11 protein-coding genes are annotated in these 16,192 nt (G+C 55.9%); 1 reads left to right on the top strand and 10 read right to left on the bottom strand.

Features of this window, described 5'->3' with window-relative positions:
• Positions 1-61: 61 nt before the first annotated feature.
• The 4 genes from AWR27_RS15715 to AWR27_RS15700 form a co-directional block, all read right to left on the bottom strand.
• Positions 62-1,777, bottom strand: coding sequence for an FAD-dependent oxidoreductase (locus AWR27_RS15715; RefSeq protein WP_077132045.1), 1,716 nt, complete (start codon positions 1,775-1,777; stop codon positions 62-64).
• Positions 1,778-1,818: 41 nt separating this feature from the next.
• Positions 1,819-3,267 carry a glucuronate isomerase gene (gene uxaC, locus AWR27_RS15710; RefSeq protein ID WP_077132044.1) on the bottom strand — a complete coding sequence of 483 codons (1,449 nt, stop codon included), beginning with the start codon at positions 3,265-3,267 and terminating at the stop codon, positions 1,819-1,821.
• Between the two features lie 99 nt (positions 3,268-3,366).
• Positions 3,367-4,548: a mannonate dehydratase gene (uxuA, locus tag AWR27_RS15705; RefSeq protein WP_077132043.1), complete on the bottom strand. Its 1,182-nt coding sequence runs from the start codon at positions 4,546-4,548 to the stop codon at positions 3,367-3,369.
• Positions 4,549-4,634: 86 nt separating this feature from the next.
• Positions 4,635-5,474: an SDR family oxidoreductase gene (locus AWR27_RS15700; RefSeq protein WP_077132042.1), complete on the bottom strand. Its 840-nt coding sequence runs from the start codon at positions 5,472-5,474 to the stop codon at positions 4,635-4,637.
• Positions 5,475-5,712: 238 nt separating this feature from the next.
• On the opposite strand from AWR27_RS15700, the gene AWR27_RS15695 reads away from it, so the two are divergent.
• Positions 5,713-6,720, top strand: coding sequence for a LacI family DNA-binding transcriptional regulator (locus AWR27_RS15695; RefSeq protein WP_077132041.1), 1,008 nt, complete (start codon positions 5,713-5,715; stop codon positions 6,718-6,720).
• On the opposite strand, the gene AWR27_RS15690 is transcribed toward AWR27_RS15695, so the two are convergent.
• The 6 genes from AWR27_RS15690 to AWR27_RS15665 all read right to left on the bottom strand — a co-directional run bounded on the left by AWR27_RS15690 (position 6,717) and on the right by AWR27_RS15665 (position 16,184).
• Positions 6,717-7,739: a LacI family DNA-binding transcriptional regulator gene (locus tag AWR27_RS15690; RefSeq protein WP_077132040.1), complete on the bottom strand. Its 1,023-nt coding sequence runs from the start codon at positions 7,737-7,739 to the stop codon at positions 6,717-6,719. The genes AWR27_RS15695 and AWR27_RS15690 overlap by 4 nt on opposite strands.
• Positions 7,740-7,764: 25 nt before the next feature.
• Positions 7,765-9,474: a RagB/SusD family nutrient uptake outer membrane protein gene (locus AWR27_RS15685; protein ID WP_077132039.1), complete on the bottom strand. Its 1,710-nt coding sequence runs from the start codon at positions 9,472-9,474 to the stop codon at positions 7,765-7,767.
• 57 nt (positions 9,475-9,531) lie between these two features.
• A complete protein-coding gene (locus AWR27_RS15680; RefSeq protein WP_077132038.1) occupies positions 9,532-12,615 on the bottom strand; it encodes a SusC/RagA family TonB-linked outer membrane protein in 3,084 nt (1,027 codons plus the stop codon).
• Positions 12,616-12,660: 45 nt separating this feature from the next.
• Positions 12,661-13,485, bottom strand: a complete 825-nt coding sequence (locus AWR27_RS15675; RefSeq protein WP_077132037.1) for a ThuA domain-containing protein — start codon at positions 13,483-13,485, stop codon at positions 12,661-12,663.
• A 196-nt stretch (positions 13,486-13,681) separates the two neighbouring features.
• Positions 13,682-14,830: a Gfo/Idh/MocA family protein gene (locus tag AWR27_RS15670; RefSeq protein WP_077132036.1), complete on the bottom strand. Its 1,149-nt coding sequence runs from the start codon at positions 14,828-14,830 to the stop codon at positions 13,682-13,684.
• Entirely contained in the window at positions 14,823-16,184 is a 1,362-nt protein-coding gene (locus AWR27_RS15665) for a putative oxidoreductase C-terminal domain-containing protein (protein WP_077132035.1), read from the bottom strand. Before AWR27_RS15665 ends, AWR27_RS15670 begins: the two co-directional genes overlap by 8 nt.
• Between the last annotated feature and the right edge of the window lie 8 nt (positions 16,185-16,192).

The raw sequence follows: 16,192 nt of genomic DNA, 5'->3' as shown, positions 1-16,192 counted from the left end.
CATGACGAAACATCGTCTACTGGAATTCTTAATAGAACACTTGGGTTTGCTTTGAGATAGTTTACAAATTCTGTCGCTTCAGCTCTTTTACGGCAAAGTCAGCCGCGCGGGCGGTCAGGGCCATGTAGGTCAGCGAAGGGTTTACGCAGGATGCGGAGGTCATGCAGGCACCATCGGTAACGAACACGTTTTTGCAGGCATGAATCTGATTATGGGCATTCAGTACGCTCGTTTTTGGATCGCGGCCCATGCGGGCAGTACCCATTTCGTGGACCGTAGAGCGTAGTTGGCTGATGGGTTCGGCCACTATGTTGCGGCAACCGGCAGCGTCGAGCATGGCCGTGGCTTCGCGGGCCGCGTCGGTCATCATGGCAATGTCGTTGGGCAACCACCGCCACGTCAGTTCAGGCACGGGCAGACCCCACTTGTCTTTCACCGTCTGACTTACGCGCACTACGTTGGCCGGGTCGGGGAGTTGTTCGCCGAAGCCGGTTAGCCCCACATTCCAGTAAGGTGCGGGCTTGGTCAGTGCCTCTTTCAGATCGGCTCCAAAACCGGCCTGCACATCGGCTGGCGAGGTACGCGGTCGGCTGGCTCCGCCCTGGTAGTTATAACCCCGCCGGAAATCGGGGTGCGCTTTGGCGACATTGCGGAAACGCGGTACGTAAATGCCATTGGCCCGCCGACCAAACGTATACTGATCTAAAAACCCCTCATAATGGCCCCGCACGTTGATTTTTGAGTGCGTCATCAGGTTGCGCCCCAACTCCCCGGAGTCGTTGCCTAATCCGTTTGGAAAGCGGGCTGAGGTAGAACGCAGCATCAGAAATGCCGTACTGATGGTGCTGGCATTGAGGAACAGAATTCGTGAGAAGTACTCGTAGGTTTTGCCTGTTTCGGCATCCAGCACCGCCACGCCTTTGGCCCGTTTGGTGCGGTCGTCATACAATACCTCCGTTACGATGCTGTGCGGGCGCAGGGTAAGCCGCCCTGTTGCTGCGGCTACGGGTAACGTAGCTGCATTAGAACTAAAATAACCACCGAAAGGGCAACCCCGGTCGCAGAGATTGCGGAACTGGCACACGCCCCGGGCTATTTTGGGCTGCGTCAGATTGGCTACGCGCCCGATGATGACGCGCCGGTCGGCGTAGGTTTTGGCTACCGTTGCCGAGAGGTGTTTTTCGGCGCAGTTCATGGGCATTGGCGGCAGAAATTCGCTGTCGGGCAAATGCGCCATGCCTTCGCGACTCCCGCTGATACCAACGAATTTTTCGACGTAGGTGTACCAGGGTGCGATGTCGGCGTAGCGAATGGGCCAGTCGACGCCAATAGTCTCTTTCAGATTTGCTTCAAAATCCAGATCGCTCCAGCGATAACACTGCCGCCCCCACGTCAGCGACCGCCCGCCCACCTGATGTCCCCGCGCCCACACAAACTCGTTGGGCTGGGTTTGCACGTAGGGGTTCTCGATCTCGTTGACGTAGAAGTGCTTATTCGTTTCATCGACGCCGTAGTTTTTCGACTGAATGCGGTAGGCTTCGGTGTCGTCGAAGGTTTTGCGGCCCCGGTGCGGAAACTCCCACGGAGCCTGCATAGCCGTTGAATAATCGGTGACGTGTTCTACAGGCCGACCGCGTTCGAGCAGCAACACCCGCAATCCTTTTTGTGTCAGCTCTTTAGCCGCCCAACCCCCGCTAATGCCGGAGCCAACAACAATAGCGTCGTAACGATCCGCCGGTGCGGTATGATTGGAGGTTGCCCGTATGTTGCGATTCATCGTTGTATATTGTTGTGATGACCGGCTCTCGCCAGTCTGCGCTACTTCTCCCAGCTAAAATAACGAATCGTATTGTGGTATGAGATGTTGGCGGCTATTTGTCCCAGCCAGGGTAGGTCGTTGGGTAACAGTCCTTTGTGGATGTCTTTTCCCAGCAAATTACACAAAATTCGCCGGAAGTAGTCGTGCCGGGAGAACGACAGGAAACTGCGCGAATCGGTCACCATGCCGATGAACTGACTGAGCAGGCCCATGTTCGAGAGGGCGTTGATCTGTGCTTCCATGCCGTCTTTCTGATCGAGGAACCACCAGCCGCTACCCCATTGCAGTTTGCCCGGAATGCTGCCTGCCATCGTCATGCCACCCTGAAAATTACCGATCATGGTAGCAAAGGCTTCGTTATCAGCCGGGTTCAGGTTATACAGCACCGTTTTGGTAAGCTGGTCGGTTTGGTCGAGGGCATCTAAGAAAAGCGCGAGCCGGTGTACTTGTGGCAGGTCGCTGATGGAGTCGCCCCCCACGTTCGGTCCCATGCGCCTGAATAGCCGTGTATTGGCATTGCGCAATGCACCGAGGTGAAACTGCTGCACCCAGCCGCGCCTGTGGTATTCGCGACAAAGTTCGAGCAATAAATACCCCTGTAACTGCTCAAATACCCCCGCATCGGTGGGCGTTTGCCCGGCCACCAATTGCTTAAAGGCGGTTTCGAGTGCCGTGCTGCGTTCGGCAACGGGCGGCATCTGCTCCAGGCCGTGGTCTGAAGCCCGGCATCCCAGCGCGTCGAAGGTGGCAATGCGCCGGGCCATCGCTTCCAGGTACGAGTTGAGGTCAGTAACAGCCACGCCCGATGCCGCAGTCAGCGCGTCGATGCGTTTGCGCCAGCCGGTAACGTCGGCGGTAGGTAGCAGGGCATCGGGCCGGAAGGTGGGCAGCATGGTCAGTGCCTCGCCTTCGGTTGGCCCCGATTCAGCCCGCATCTGCTGGTGGTAACGCAGGTCGTCGGTAGGGTCGTCGGTAGTGCAAACGATGCGCACGTCGTAGGTAGCGAGCAACGCCCGCGCCGACCAGCGGTTCTGCAACTGCTCATTGCAGGAATCGTAAATGGACCGTGCCGTGTCTGCGTTCAGCAACTTGCTGATACCAAATGGTTTAGCCAACTCCATGTGCGTCCAGTGGTAAAGTGGATTACGCATGGTGTACGGCACCGTCTGCGCCCACGCCCGGAACTTGGTCCAGTCGTCCTGTTCGCCCGTAATGTGCGATTCGGGTACGCCGTTGGTGCGCATGGCCCGCCATTTATAGTGGTCGCCCTTTAGCCAGATTTCGGTCAGGTTGGCGTATCGTCTGTTGTTCGCTACTTCGTCGGGCGGGAGGTGATTATGGTAATCAACAATTGGCAGGTGCTGTACATAGTCGAAATACAGCGACCGGGCATAGTCGTTCTCCAGCACAAAATCTTCGCTAATAAAAGGTTGCGTCGTCGTTGTCATAATCTTTTTTAGTGATGAGTATTTTTTAGTGATGAGTGATGAACGATGAGTGATGAGTAGGCTGACGCAAACACTCATCGTTCATCACTCATCACTAAATTACCATCCTTCGGCGCGGCAGATGCCTAACTCCAGGCCACGCAGTTCGGCAAGGCCGCGCATCCGGCCAATGCACGAGTAGCCAGGGTTGGTAGTTTTGTGCAGATCGTCGAGCATTTGATGGCCGTGGTCGGGCCGGAACGGAATCGGCTCGGCCACCTGCTGCTGAATCCGCAGAATCTCGCGCATCACGCCGTACATGTCTACGTCGCCACCGAGGTGATCGTCCTCGAAAAAGTTGCCGTGTTCGTCTTTCTTTACGTTACGCAGGTGTACAAAATGAATCTTCGTGCCAATCTGCTTTGCCATCTCAACCAGATCATTGGTCGGATTGGCCCCCAGCGAGCCGGTACAGAAACACACGCCATTACTCTCGTTCGGCACCGCCGAAAGCAGTTGGGCGAAGTCGTCAGCACGGCAGGCAATGCGCGGCAGCCCCAGAATATCGAACGGCGGATCGTCGGGATGAATCGCCATGCGAATGCCCAGTTCGTCGGCTACGGGCGTAATCTCGCGCAGGAAATCGATCAGATTACTGCGGAGGGCCGCGTGGTCGATGTCGTTGTAGAGGGCCAGTTTGTCGCGCATTTTTGGAATTGTCTGCCGTTCTTCGCCCGGAATGCCGAACATCACTACCCCCGCAAGGTGTTCGCGTTCGGCCTCGGTATAGCGGGCATATCGCTGCTCGGCCTCAGCCACTACATACGCCGGATAGTTGTCAGCCGCGTTGGGCCGACGGAGCATGTGAATATCGAAAACGGCTAAGTCGAACCAGTTGAAATACAGAGCTTTCGAGCCGTCGGGCATCGTATAATCAAGATTCGTGCGAGTCCAGTCGTTGACGGGCATAAAATTGTACGTCACGATTTTCAGGCCGCATTCGGCAATGTTGCGCAGGCTTTGCTTGTACTTGTCGATATATTGCTGATACGGTCCCGTGCGGGTTTTGATGCTTTCGTGAACCGTCAGACTCTCGATTACGGCCCAGTCGAGCGTTGACCCGTTTCGGCCAGCCGCCCGGATTTCGTCTTGCCGCGCCCGAATCTGCTCAACGGGCCAGATTTCGCCGTATGGCATATGGTGCAGGGCCGTTACGATGCCCGTAGCCCCGGTTTGCCGAATGTCGGTCAGTGTAACGGGGTCGTTCGGCCCAAACCACCGCCAGGATTGAAGTAAGCGCATAGTGCTTAGTGAAAAGTGAAAAGTGAAAAATGTAGCGTGTGTTCAGATTGACTTTTCACTGTGCATTTTTCACTTTTCACTAAAAGTTAAACTCCTGAAAAGACATGAAAACCGCCATCCACGCAGATAACTTCGCCATTGACGAAGCGCGACGCATCAGATAGCAGCCAGACGAGCGCACCGGCCAGTTCGTCGGGTTGGCCGAATCGGCGGTAGGGTGTACTACGAATCACGGCTTCGCCCCGCGCCGTATACGAACCATCGGGGTTGGTGAGCAGGTGGCGGTTCTGGTTAGTAACGAAAAAGCCGGGCGCAATGGCGTTCACGCGTAGTTTGTCGCCGTACCGGTGGGCACTTTCCACGGCCATCCAGCGCGTAAAATTATCGACCGCAGCTTTTGCCATCGAGTAGCCCAACACCCGCGTAATGGCCGACTGAGCCGCCATGGAGGATATATTGACGACACTGCCGCCCTGTTTAACCAAGTGCCTGCCAAAGGTTAGCGTGGGCAAAATCGTGCCGTACAGGTTGAGGTCGAAGGCCCGGCGTAGGGCATCTAAACTGACCGAAAACAGGTCGGCGTCGGGGCCAATTACAGCTTCAGCGACGTTGCCGCCAGCCGCGTTTACCAGCCCGTCGATGCGCCCGTAGGTATCGAGGGTTTGTTCGCAGACGCGGTCGAGGTCGGCCTGCTGGAGCACGTCGGCGGGGGCAAAGAGGGCTTCGATACCCGACTGACGTAATTCAGCCACACGGTTGCTGCCTACGGCCTCGTTGCGACCTACGGCCACGACCGTGCCACCGGCTTCGCCAATAGACCGGCAAAATGACTCGCCCAGTATGCCCGTTGCGCCTGTGACCACAATAACTTTCTGGCTCAGGTCGAACAGCGAAGCGGTTTCAGTTAGTGGTTTGTCTATCGTCATTTCTGTTCGTTGGTTGCGGTTCGGAATTTAAGTCCTGGTTGCTGTTCGGGATTTGAATCCCGAACCGGATAAGTGCGGACGTTTGTCCGCATTAGCAATCAATTGATAGTCTGCGCGAATGTCCGTTGTTAACGCGTTCGGTACTTAAGTGTCGAACAGCTTTCCGTTCGCATCAGGCCAAAACATTCCTTTCCAAATCCCTGTATCGTTTTCGTAACTTCGCCCATTTCCCGACAGTATGAAAAAAGGCGTTACGTTGAAAGACCTGGCTCGCGAACTGCGACTCTCGGTGTCGGCAGTGTCTAAAGCATTGCGCAACGACCCCGAAATCAGCCCGGCTACCAGTCAACGCGTGACGGAACTGGCCCAAACCTGGAACTACGTACCGAACGAAGCCGCCCGCCGACTTAAACAGAGCCGAACGTTTACCATCGGTGTCATCATTCCCGACCTGTTCGATCAGTTTTATGCACTGGCGTTGCCCGGTATCGAAGAATCAGCCGTGCAGCACCGCTACAACGTACTCATCACGCAAACCCACGAAGACCTCAACAAAGAGCAGCAACTCATCGAAACAATGCTCCGCAACCGGGTCGATGGTATTATCATTGCCAGCACGTCGCATACCTACAAAACTGATTTCGTTCGTCGGCTCAATGCCTTCGGTATTCCGGTTGTGTTTCTGATGCGGAATGCCCGCGACCGTTCGCACTACAGCGTGACCAACGACTCATTTACCGGTAGTCGGCAGGCCGTTGCTTATCTGATTGCGCAGGGGCATCGGCGGGTAGCGCATCTGCGCGGGCCGTATAGTCTGGCAACCAGTCAGATACGCCATGATGGCTATCAGCAGGCACTACACGATCATCAGATTCCGTATGACCCCTATTTAGTACAAACCTCCGACCTGACCACCGAGTCGACTTTCGACTGTATGCAGGCGTTGATGCGGCTACCCGACCCGCCCACGGCGATGCTGACATTCAAAAGTTACGTAACCTTAGACGCCATCGAGTTTTTGAAAACCCATTACCCGGAGCGCGTAAACACCATTTCGTTCGTTGGTTTCGGTACGCTGCCATTGCTTAAATACATTAATTACCGCCCGTTAGCTTCCGTTGAAGCCGACCCGTTTACGGTGGGGGCCGAAGCGTTCCGGCTGCTGCTCCATCAACTCACCCACAATACCGACCTTGACCTCACCGACCGAAACGTGAGGGTGCCCTGCCTGCTGACAGTGTATTAGGATTGGGGTTCGTGGGGTATCAGCTTACAGGGTACTTCTATGTGCTGCGGGTTGGTCACGACGCCCGTTTCGGCGTTTTGCATTAGCCGCAACAGCAGCCGCATGGTTTCCTGACCCATCAGGTGGGCGTTTTCTTCCACCGATGCGGCTGGCTTGGGGTCGAGGTAGCGGATGAGCGGCAGGTTGCCGAAACCCACAAAGTCGATCCGGGCCAGCCGTTCAGGATAATGTTGGCGCAGAAAATCAATGGCATCGAGGGTGATATACGTTTTAAAGGTCAAAATGCCCGTTGGGTAGTCGGGTCGTTCCATAAGCCGCTGCATGGCCTTATAAACCGACTCGGCCAATAAATCGACCGTTTCAACCTGCACAGATCTGGGCCGTTCGGGCCAGTCGGCTATGGCATTGGCAAACCCCGTTTGTCGCTGATGGCTGGCCGAGATAGCGTCGGGACCTTTCAAATGCGCCAGCCGCCGGTGGCCGCGTTCGAGCAGAAAGCGCGTGGCCTGTGTAGCACCCTGCACGTTCTGACACACTACCCGGTGGCAGGCCGGATCGTTGGGACTGCGGGCCATGTACACAACCGGAATCCCAGCCGCTTCGAGCCGTTGGTAGGGCGCGAGGTCGGTGGTGTTGGGCGTAATTGTTGCAATCAGCCCATCGACCCGGTCGCGCAGCATCATGTTCAGCACCGCAGCCGCCCGGTTGGGGTCGTCGCGGGTTTGCGCTACCACCAAACTGTAGTGCGTATCCACAGCCACGGCATCGACACCGTTGATGGCCTGCACAAAAAACTGATCGAGCACGTTCGGAATCAGCAAACCAATCGTTAAACTCTTCTGCTGCTGAAAGTTGCGGGCATTTTCGTTTGGGATGTAGTTTCTGTCCTGCGCCAGTTTCAACACCCGTTCGCGCGTGTAATGCCCGATGGTGGGGTCGTGGTTGAGGGCTTTTGACACCGTCGCCACCGACACCCCCAACTCCTGCGACAGTTCTTTAAGCGTAACGGGCTTGGTCATGGTCGAGAAGGAACCTTATTCGTGCTTAATAGCCCGGATTTTGCGGGAAGGCAGTAGCACCGTTGGTAGTACGGTCGATCTGATCCTGCGGAATGGGGCGTAGTACATGGAAATCCTTGATGTTCGGGCCACCGTCAGGGTTGTGCGCTTTTACCCGTTCGATGAGCTTGCCCGTCCGCTTCAGGTCGAACCAGCGGAACATCTCGCCTGCCAGTTCGCGGTCGCGCTCGTCCAGAATAAAGTCGATGTTGATCTGGGCGGGCGTCACTTCCATCTGTGCGGCCCGGCCCGGCCATGCCGCCCGCCGACGTACCATGTTGATGGCATCGGCGGCTTCGGTTAGTTTGCCGAGCCGGAACTGCGCTTCGCCCAGAATCAGGTATGTTTCGGCCAGCCGGAACATGATAAAGTCGCGGCTACCGGCCTCGTAGGTCCGGTCGGGGCGGAGAGGGTCCAGAAACTTCTGGAGCGTCGGAAAGAGGTTGGGCCGGTAGTTGCTCGGCACCAGCACCTGATACGGTCGTCTGGCGCGCTCGGCCTTCGACATCTCGAATCCGGGAATAAAAATGGTGGTGTCGCCACTGGCAAAGGTCAGGCGCGTTTTCGAGTCGTCGAACATATTGGTGTAGGTGCCGGGGCGGTTGCTGAGCCAGGTATCCTTAAACGTCTTCTTGTAGCGCGAATCGTTGACCCGGTTATTTATAGCAAACACCGTTTCGAGCATGTACTTCGTAGGCATATACCGTTTGAATGGGCGGCCATTGAGTACGTCGCGCTGCATACCCGCCTGCGTGTCATATTCCATCCCGAAATAGAGGTGGGTCTGGTTGCCTTGTACCTGATTCGGATTGCCGTTGCCCTGAATTGGGCTTCCGCCAGCGGCTCCAATATTGGTCAGCGCGTCGGAGGTGTATTGCGTCGCAAAAATCACTTCGCTGTTGATTTCGCCCCCGCCCTGTGCAAACACGCTGGCAAAGTCGGGCAGGAGGGCGTAGCTGTAGTTTTTGATGACGTTGGTAGCCAGCGTAGCGGCTTTGGCGTAATCGTCGGCGGCAGCGGCATCGGAAGTAGCTTTGGTCAGGTAAACCCGCGCCAGCAGGTGTTCGGCGGCTCCTTTGGTAGCCCGGCCATAATCAGACGTAGGGGTGCCGAGGTCAGGAATGGCCGCTTCCAGATCACCGACAATCTGGGCGTATACCTCTTTCACCGTGGCCCGCTTAAACTCCTTGGTGGGCAGCAGGTTGCCTTTTGTTACGAGGGCCACGCCACCAAAGGTCTGGGTTAACACAAAATAGTGATGCGCCCGCAGAAACTTCATTTCGGCCACACGTCGTTTCACCAGATTGGGGTCCAGACCCGTTACCGAGGTCGAGTTATCGATCACGATATTCATCGTGTTGATACCCACGTAGAAGTTGTTCCAGAGGTCGCGCATAAGATCGACCCGCCCATCGAACTGCGACAAATACTGGTTCATGAATTTGTAGCTGCCATCGGCCCCCATGGTGTACGTATCGGTGCCAAACACGGTGAGGTTCATGCCAATCTCGCGTCCGTAGAAATCGCGCAGGGTAGAGTAAGCAGCCCGGCCAGCGGCTTCAAAGCCTGCCGGGGTGTTGATGTACTGCGCCCCTACCTGCGAGACGGGTACTTCTTCGAGTACGTCTTTGCACGACTGACTCCCCAACAACAGAGCAGCCACCAGCATGTATTTTATTGAATATATGGTTTTCATCGGAATGATCAGTGAAATGAATAAGCAACGAAATCAGGTTAATCCGAAAAATCGTGGTTAGAATTTGGCATTGAGGCCAACGGTGAACTGCTTTACAGCAGGTGACTGGTTCTGGTTGACAATATCGAACGATTCGTTGTCGATACCCTTGTATTTTGAGCGGTACTCCGAGAAGTTGAACGGGTTCTGTGCCGATGCAAACACGCGCAGACCGCTCATGCGCAGCCGATTTGTCAAAGTAGCGGGCAGGTTGTATCCGATATTGATGTTCCGCACTTTCAGGAATGTGCCGCTGAAATATTGCAGGGTCGATTGAAATACCGGTGCCTCCTGACTCTGGTTGGGACGAGGAAACTCGTTGGTTGGGTTGTTGGGAGTCCAGTAATCTACGTCTAAGTTATTGTAGCGGCCTGCCAGCGAACTAAACGCCGTATGGAACCCGCTGCGGATGGTGCTGCCTACCCGCGCAAACAGGAAGAACGACAGATCGAAGCCTTTGTAGCTGAACCGGTTGGTCATCCCGGCGGTAAATTCCGGCACCTGCGAACCAATGATTACGCGGTCGTCGGCGTTGATACGGCCATCGGGCTGGCCCGTCAACTGCCCGTCGGGGCTACGCCCGTTGTTGTCCTGAATCTTTATTTCGCCCACTCTGCGGCCAAACTTGGCGGCTTCGGCTTCTTCACTCGCCTGCCAGATACCAATTTTCTTGTAGTCGAAATAGGCCGTAATGGGTTGACCGATGAAGCGCGAGTTGCCGATGTCATCGACCTTACCATTAAAGAGCTCGACAATGGCTTCGCGGTTGCGCGCCCACTGCAAATCAGTGCTCCATTTGAAGCCCGACGGCGTATTCACGTTAACGGTCGATACCGTAACCTCAACGCCTTCGGTGCGGGTGCGGCCCACGTTCCGCAGTACACTGCCGTAGCCACTGGTAAACGGCAATTGGTCGGCCAGAAGCAGGTCGCGGGTGTTGGCGCGGTACACTTCGAGCGAACCCGAGATACGGCCCCGGTACAGGCTGAAATCAAGCCCAACGTTGCCTGTGGTGGTGGTTTCCCATTTCAGGTCGGGGTTGCCGATGGTGTTTGGCCGGTAGCCGTAGCCGGGCAGGGTGCCAAAAGCGTAGGTGGTGCGGGTCAGCAGCGTTTGCGTCTGATATGGGTTGATAGCCGTGTTACCCGTTGACCCGTAGCTGACACGGAATTTGAGCATGTCGATCCATGATGACCCTTTCAGGAATGGTTCGTTGCTGATATTCCAGCCCACAGCCGCCGAGGGGAAAAAGCCGTATTTGTTGTTTACCCCGAATCGGCTGCTACCGTCGGCACGGGCCGTCAGCGTAAGCAGGTATTTGTCGTTGTAGTCGTAGTTTAATCTGCCCATGTACGAGTTGAGGGTCCACTGCTCCAGATTCGTGCCGATGCTGTTGATGATCGTTGCCTGACCGAGGTTGAAGTATTGCTGTGTTTCAGCCGGAATACCCGTTACGTTCATCGTACCCGTCTCGAAATCGTCGCGCTGAAGCGAGTGCAGGGCCGTAAGGTTAAAATTGTGATTACCAATTGTTTTCTGATACGTCAGGATGTTTTCGAGCGTATAATTGAACTGGTATTCGTAGGTAGTAAAACCAGTTGGATCGCCCCCGCGCCGGGCGTTGGTCTGGCTGCCCGTAAACCGCCCTACGCGCCGATTGGTAAAATCCGGGCCGAAGTTAACGCGGTATTTCAAGCCATCGAGAATGGTCCACTCGCCGTAGAGGCTCGTAAACATCCGCATCCGCTTGGTCAGGTCAACCTGTGCGCCCGGAATGACCTCGGCAATGGGGTTGGTACGCAGGCCGTCGGACGTAGGCAGAAAGATCAGATTGCCGTTGTCGTCGAAGGGTCGGCCCAGCGGGTTCTCCTGCAAGGCACCGCCGTAGGGATTGAAATCGTTACCATTTTGTAGGCTGTACGCGCCCAGCGTTGTCATGCCGATGCGGATACGATTGTTTAACTGGTGGTCGATGGCAAGGCGGAAGTTGTAGCGGGTAAAGTCCTGATTTTTAACGATACCCACCTCCCGGAAATAACCGCCCGATACGGCAAACTGCGTTTTCTCGCTACCGCCCAGCACCGATACGTTGTGGCTCTGGATGGTGCCCTGCTGCAACAGAAATGACTGATAATCGGTAGTACGGCCCTTGGCGATACCGTCTAATTCAATGGGTTCAAACAGCTTCGAGTCGGCAAACGGATCGGCCACACCCGATGGCACATTATTACCGTTCGCATCTTTGTAGATACCCACTGCCCGGCGCGACTCGCGTTTGTATTCGGCAAACTGCGGGCCGTCCATCACATCGATCCGGCCTAATTCAGACGATACGCCGTAGTAGCTGTCGACGTTGACCTGCGATTTGCCGGTTTTGCCGCGTTTGGTGGTCACGATAATAACGCCGTTGGCACCGCGAGAACCATAAATAGCCGTTGCTGAAGCATCTTTCAGAATTTCCATTCCGGCAATATCGTTGGGGTTGAGGTCGTCGATATTACCGGCCAGCGGGATTCCGTCAAGCACAAAAAGTGGGTCGTTGCTGGCGTTGATCGAGCGTCGGGCGCGAACCCGCACCGTAACGCCCCCACCCGGACGGCTCCCCGTCTGAATTACGTCGACGCCAGCCGCCCGGCCCTGCAATGCCTGCCGGGCATTGGTGAGGGGCAGTTCGGCAATTTCTTTGGCTCCTACCGATGAAATGGCTCCCGTAGTCTGACTCTTTTTCTGCGTACCGTAACCCACAACGACCACTTCGCTCAGGGCGCGGTTGTCGCTAACTAAGCTTAAGTTGACACTCGATTGATTGCCCACGGCCACTTCCTGCGTAGTAAATCCCACCGAGGAGAATACCAGCGTAACATTACCGTCTGGAACGGCAATACGGTAATTTCCCGACGCATCGGTAGTGGTGCCGCGTGTGGTGCCTTTCACCGCCACGTTGATACCCGGCTGGGGCGTGTTGTCGTCGGTAGAGAGAACCTGCCCGGTAATGGTGCGTTCCTGAGCGAACAGCAGCCCCGGCAGCAGAAGAAACAGCAGCAGGCTCAGTAGCTGCAACGGACGGCCCCGGAGCCTGATTTTCTGGTAATAAGCATTCATAGTGTTTAGGAATTATGGTTGGTAAGAAAGGGGTAAAAACTTGTTTCATCGAATCGGCTCGTCGCGATTCGTAGCGTAAGCTCTCGAAAAATCAATCTGTTTGACTCGTGTTACCACGTAGCGGATGCCCTGAAAAAGGTGGTTCACGAAGGTCGGTTCGCTGTAATCTTCCTTGGAATGGCCCAGAGCCGTACACCACGTATGGCCCCCGTCGAAGTCGTAATACCAGGCTGCCGGGTAAAGGGTGTTGTAATGTCCGGCAGCGTCTTTGATTTTCTGCTCCTCACGCGGGTCGCTCCGGTCGAGCGAGGTGATGTCGTGGGCCAGTACCGCCGTTGGTCCCGGCGACAGTTCTTTGGCGAAATAACACTCATCGTTGCGCGTCCAGACCGCCGGTATGCCCTTCATGGAGGAGTGGTTGCTGTCGATGACACGTACGTTAAACGGCTGAAATTTGGCGTGCCACAGAAACGTACCGCCCAGCATCCGCTTGAACCAGACCCAGTTGCGCTCGGTGCCCGTTACCGAGTGAACGCCTACAAAGCCACCGCCTGCTTCGATGTACCGCCGAAAGGCCAGCCGTTGTGCATCACTATCGAATACGTCGTTGTTGGTGCTGGTAAAGATCAGCGTATTGTATTTTTTCAGATTGCTCTCGCTGAACACCTCTGCCCGCGACGACGTATCGACGCTGAAACCGTGCTCGCGGCCCAGTTTGAGAACGGCCTGTACGGCAAACGGAATATTATCATGCACGTAGCCTTTACCGTTTTTGGTGTAGACCAGCACGCGCACCCGTTTCCAGTTGGGGTCTTGTGCGTGGGCGGAAGCATACAATGCGATGAGTAGGAATGCGTAGATATGTTTCATAGACTTAATTTCCCTCACCCCGGCCCCTCTCCCAAAACAGGAGAGGGGAGCAGTGCTCCCGGATGGCTCACCCCTCTCCCGTTTTGGGAGAGGGGCCGGGGGTGAGGGGGTCTTTTAACGTAATGGGTTAGCCACAAAGGACACTATTAGCCCCGCTGTATGCCCTCCCCTTGTTTTAGGGGAGGGGCCAGCGTCACTACGCCTTTCGCTCCGCCCATTGCTGGGCTTTCAGAGCCAGTTCGGTAGCCAGAAAGCAGTGCGCCTGCGTCATGGCCGTTTCGGTTCGGTTCAGAATGTCGTCGATGAGTTGGGTGCCGTAGGGGAGGGCCACGTCGCTGCAATCGACATAGCGGGTTTCTTTCTGATTGACCAAAAACAGGTGATTGCCGCCCGTGCGCCCGCCAATGTCGGTGTATTTGCGGAGTTCGATGTAGCCATCTGTACCCAGAATCGTTAGCCGACCGTCGCCCCAGGTATTCAGGCCGTCGGGCGTGAACCAGTCCACGCGCACGTAGCCCGACCCGCCGTTGCCACGCAGCATCACATCGCCGAAATCCTCAAAATTGGGATATTGCGGGTAATGCACATTGCGGACCTGCGCGGCCAGCACGTCGGCCTGCGTGGAACCGGTGAAATGTAGAAACTGGTCGAACTGGTGCGAGCCGATGTCGCACAGGATACCGCCGTAGCGTTTCTTGTCGAAAAACCACTCAGGTCTCGATTTGATGCTCATGCGGTGCGGCCCCAGCCCAATGGTCTGCACCACCTGCCCAATAGCCCCGGCTTTAACCAATTCGCCCGCTTTCACGGTGGCTTTGTTCTCTAACCGTTCGCTGTACATAATCGAGTAAATGCGCCCGGTTTCCTTCTGCACTTTCCGCGCTTCGGCAAGTTGAGCGAGGGTTGTCAGGCCGGGTTTGTCGGCCATATAATCTTTGCCCGCCCGCATCACCCGAACGCCCAGCGGCCCGCGCTCGTCGGGAATTCCCGCGCTGACCACGAGTTGAATGCTTTTATCGGCTAAAATTTCTTCTTCGGTGCGGGCGCGTTTGACCTGCGGGTAGCGTTTGGCGAAGGTAGCGGCCAGGTCATCTTCTTTGGCGTAGAACGATACCAGTTCGCCCCCGCCCCGAATTACGGCTTCTACCTGCCCGTAAATATGCCCGTGGTTCAGCCCAATGGCCGCAAACCGGATTCGCGAGGCACCCGGCTGGGTTGTTGAACGGCTGATAATAGCTGGTGCGCCGAACGCATCGCTAAGCGAGGTAGTGCCCACGGCTACGCCCGTTGCGGCTGCTACGGTCTGCTGTAAAAACCGGCGACGGTTTGCGTGTAGGTTAGTCATGTTTTTTTGCCAGTTCGAGGGCCTGCGTAGTGGTGTAATATTTCGCCAGCATGTTCGGTACTTCCCAGGCGGGCATGGCTCCGGCTTTCAGGAAGTCGAGGTATTTCTGCATGACCCGGCCAAAGTGGGCTTCGTGGCCTTCGCGGTACGACTCGGGCGTAACAACCTCCCAGCCAGTGGCATTCTTCCGAACGCTGATGCCGGGAAACTCGGTCTGCAAAGCCCGAACAGCGTTGGTAACGGCCACACTGAGGTCAGTTTTGCCAGCAGGCGAAGCGTCGCTCGGTTCAATGTAAAGCGTCGGTACGAATTTCTGGTCGGCTCCCTGCCGAATCACCAGATTGGCGTTGGTGCCGCGCATAATCGAGTAGTGCGTGTCGCCCCCGCCTTCGGGTGCTTTGTAAGCCCAGATAACCGAAACTTTCGCATGAACGCCCTTCAACTGGTAATTGATTTCGCCGTTGCTGTAGACCTGCAACATGCTGTCGCGCACGACGTCTTTTTTCAGATAATCAGGAAAAGCAGGCAGTTTGGTCACGGCCCTGAACTGACTCAGCGTCATGTCGGTAGTCCATCGGCGGGCTGAGGTGAGCCGGATGTCTTTCTGATAATCGAGCGATTGGTCAGGGAAACAGGCCCACTGCACCAGATCGACCAAGTGCGTAGTCACGTCAACGATACCTTCGCCCTGCTGGGCTACGTCCATAAACCAGGCCGGGCGTGTCAGAATACTGCCCGACACGTTTTTGTAGAAATGGTGAACGCTTTCTTTCGTCACGGCGGGGTTGTCGGGTGTGCCGCGTTCGAGGGTGCCGAACAGGGCGGGCTGCATCGAGAACGCCCGTTGCAGCATCGACGTGATTTCGTAGCGTTCGGTCATGATGTCGTAGAGCAATACGTTTTTCTGCCGCGCTACCTCGAACGACTCTTTCAGCTTACCGAATTCAGCCGCGTTGATGACCATCGGTTTGTCGGCCAGCACATTGAAACCCGCGCCAACGGCCTGTCGGACATAGTCGGTTTTGATGCGGTTGTTACCCGCCATCACCACCACATTGCCTTTTTTGCCGGCCAGCATATTCGTAAGATAATCAGGGCCTTTATATACAATTTCCTGCCAGCGAGTGGGGTTGTCGGCGCGGGTGTTGTAGCCCTTGATGCGGTCGAGATGCATCTGCAAATCAGGGCCTTCGGGGGCATAAACATACACGTCGGGACTCACGCCCGCATACATGTTTTTCTGCACTAATGCCGCATGAAAATGGCCGGGGTCGAGCGTAACCAACCGCACCTGTGCCAGCGCGGGCGAGGTGAGAATCATAACGCTACAGGCTATGAGTAGTGTTTTTAGCATGATGGTTG

The sequence above is a fragment of the Spirosoma montaniterrae genome (assembly GCF_001988955.1).
Classification (GTDB): domain Bacteria; phylum Bacteroidota; class Bacteroidia; order Cytophagales; family Spirosomataceae; genus Spirosoma; species Spirosoma montaniterrae.
Note: the sequence above shows the minus strand (reverse complement) of the source record. Positions and strands in the feature narration are given on the sequence as shown.

Bases quoted from the DNA above. Each gene is read 5' to 3' on its own strand.
- AWR27_RS15715 (WP_077132045.1), bottom strand. From the start codon at position 1,777: ATGAATCGCAACATACGGGCAACCTCCAATCATACCGCACCGGCGGAT.
- AWR27_RS15700 (WP_077132042.1), bottom strand. From the start codon at position 5,474: ATGACGATAGACAAACCACTAACTGAAACCGCTTCGCTGTTCGACCTG.
- AWR27_RS15695 (WP_077132041.1), top strand. From the start codon at position 5,713: ATGAAAAAAGGCGTTACGTTGAAAGACCTGGCTCGCGAACTGCGACTC.
- AWR27_RS15690 (WP_077132040.1), bottom strand. From the start codon at position 7,739: ATGACCAAGCCCGTTACGCTTAAAGAACTGTCGCAGGAGTTGGGGGTG.
- AWR27_RS15670 (WP_077132036.1), bottom strand. From the start codon at position 14,830: ATGACTAACCTACACGCAAACCGTCGCCGGTTTTTACAGCAGACCGTA.
- uxuA (WP_077132043.1), bottom strand. From the start codon at position 4,548: ATGCGCTTACTTCAATCCTGGCGGTGGTTTGGGCCGAACGACCCCGTT.
- AWR27_RS15665 (WP_077132035.1), bottom strand. From the start codon at position 16,184: ATGCTAAAAACACTACTCATAGCCTGTAGCGTTATGATTCTCACCTCG.
- uxaC (WP_077132044.1), bottom strand. From the start codon at position 3,267: ATGACAACGACGACGCAACCTTTTATTAGCGAAGATTTTGTGCTGGAG.
- AWR27_RS15680 (WP_077132038.1), bottom strand. From the start codon at position 12,615: ATGAATGCTTATTACCAGAAAATCAGGCTCCGGGGCCGTCCGTTGCAG.
- AWR27_RS15685 (WP_077132039.1), bottom strand. From the start codon at position 9,474: ATGAAAACCATATATTCAATAAAATACATGCTGGTGGCTGCTCTGTTG.
- AWR27_RS15675 (WP_077132037.1), bottom strand. From the start codon at position 13,485: ATGAAACATATCTACGCATTCCTACTCATCGCATTGTATGCTTCCGCC.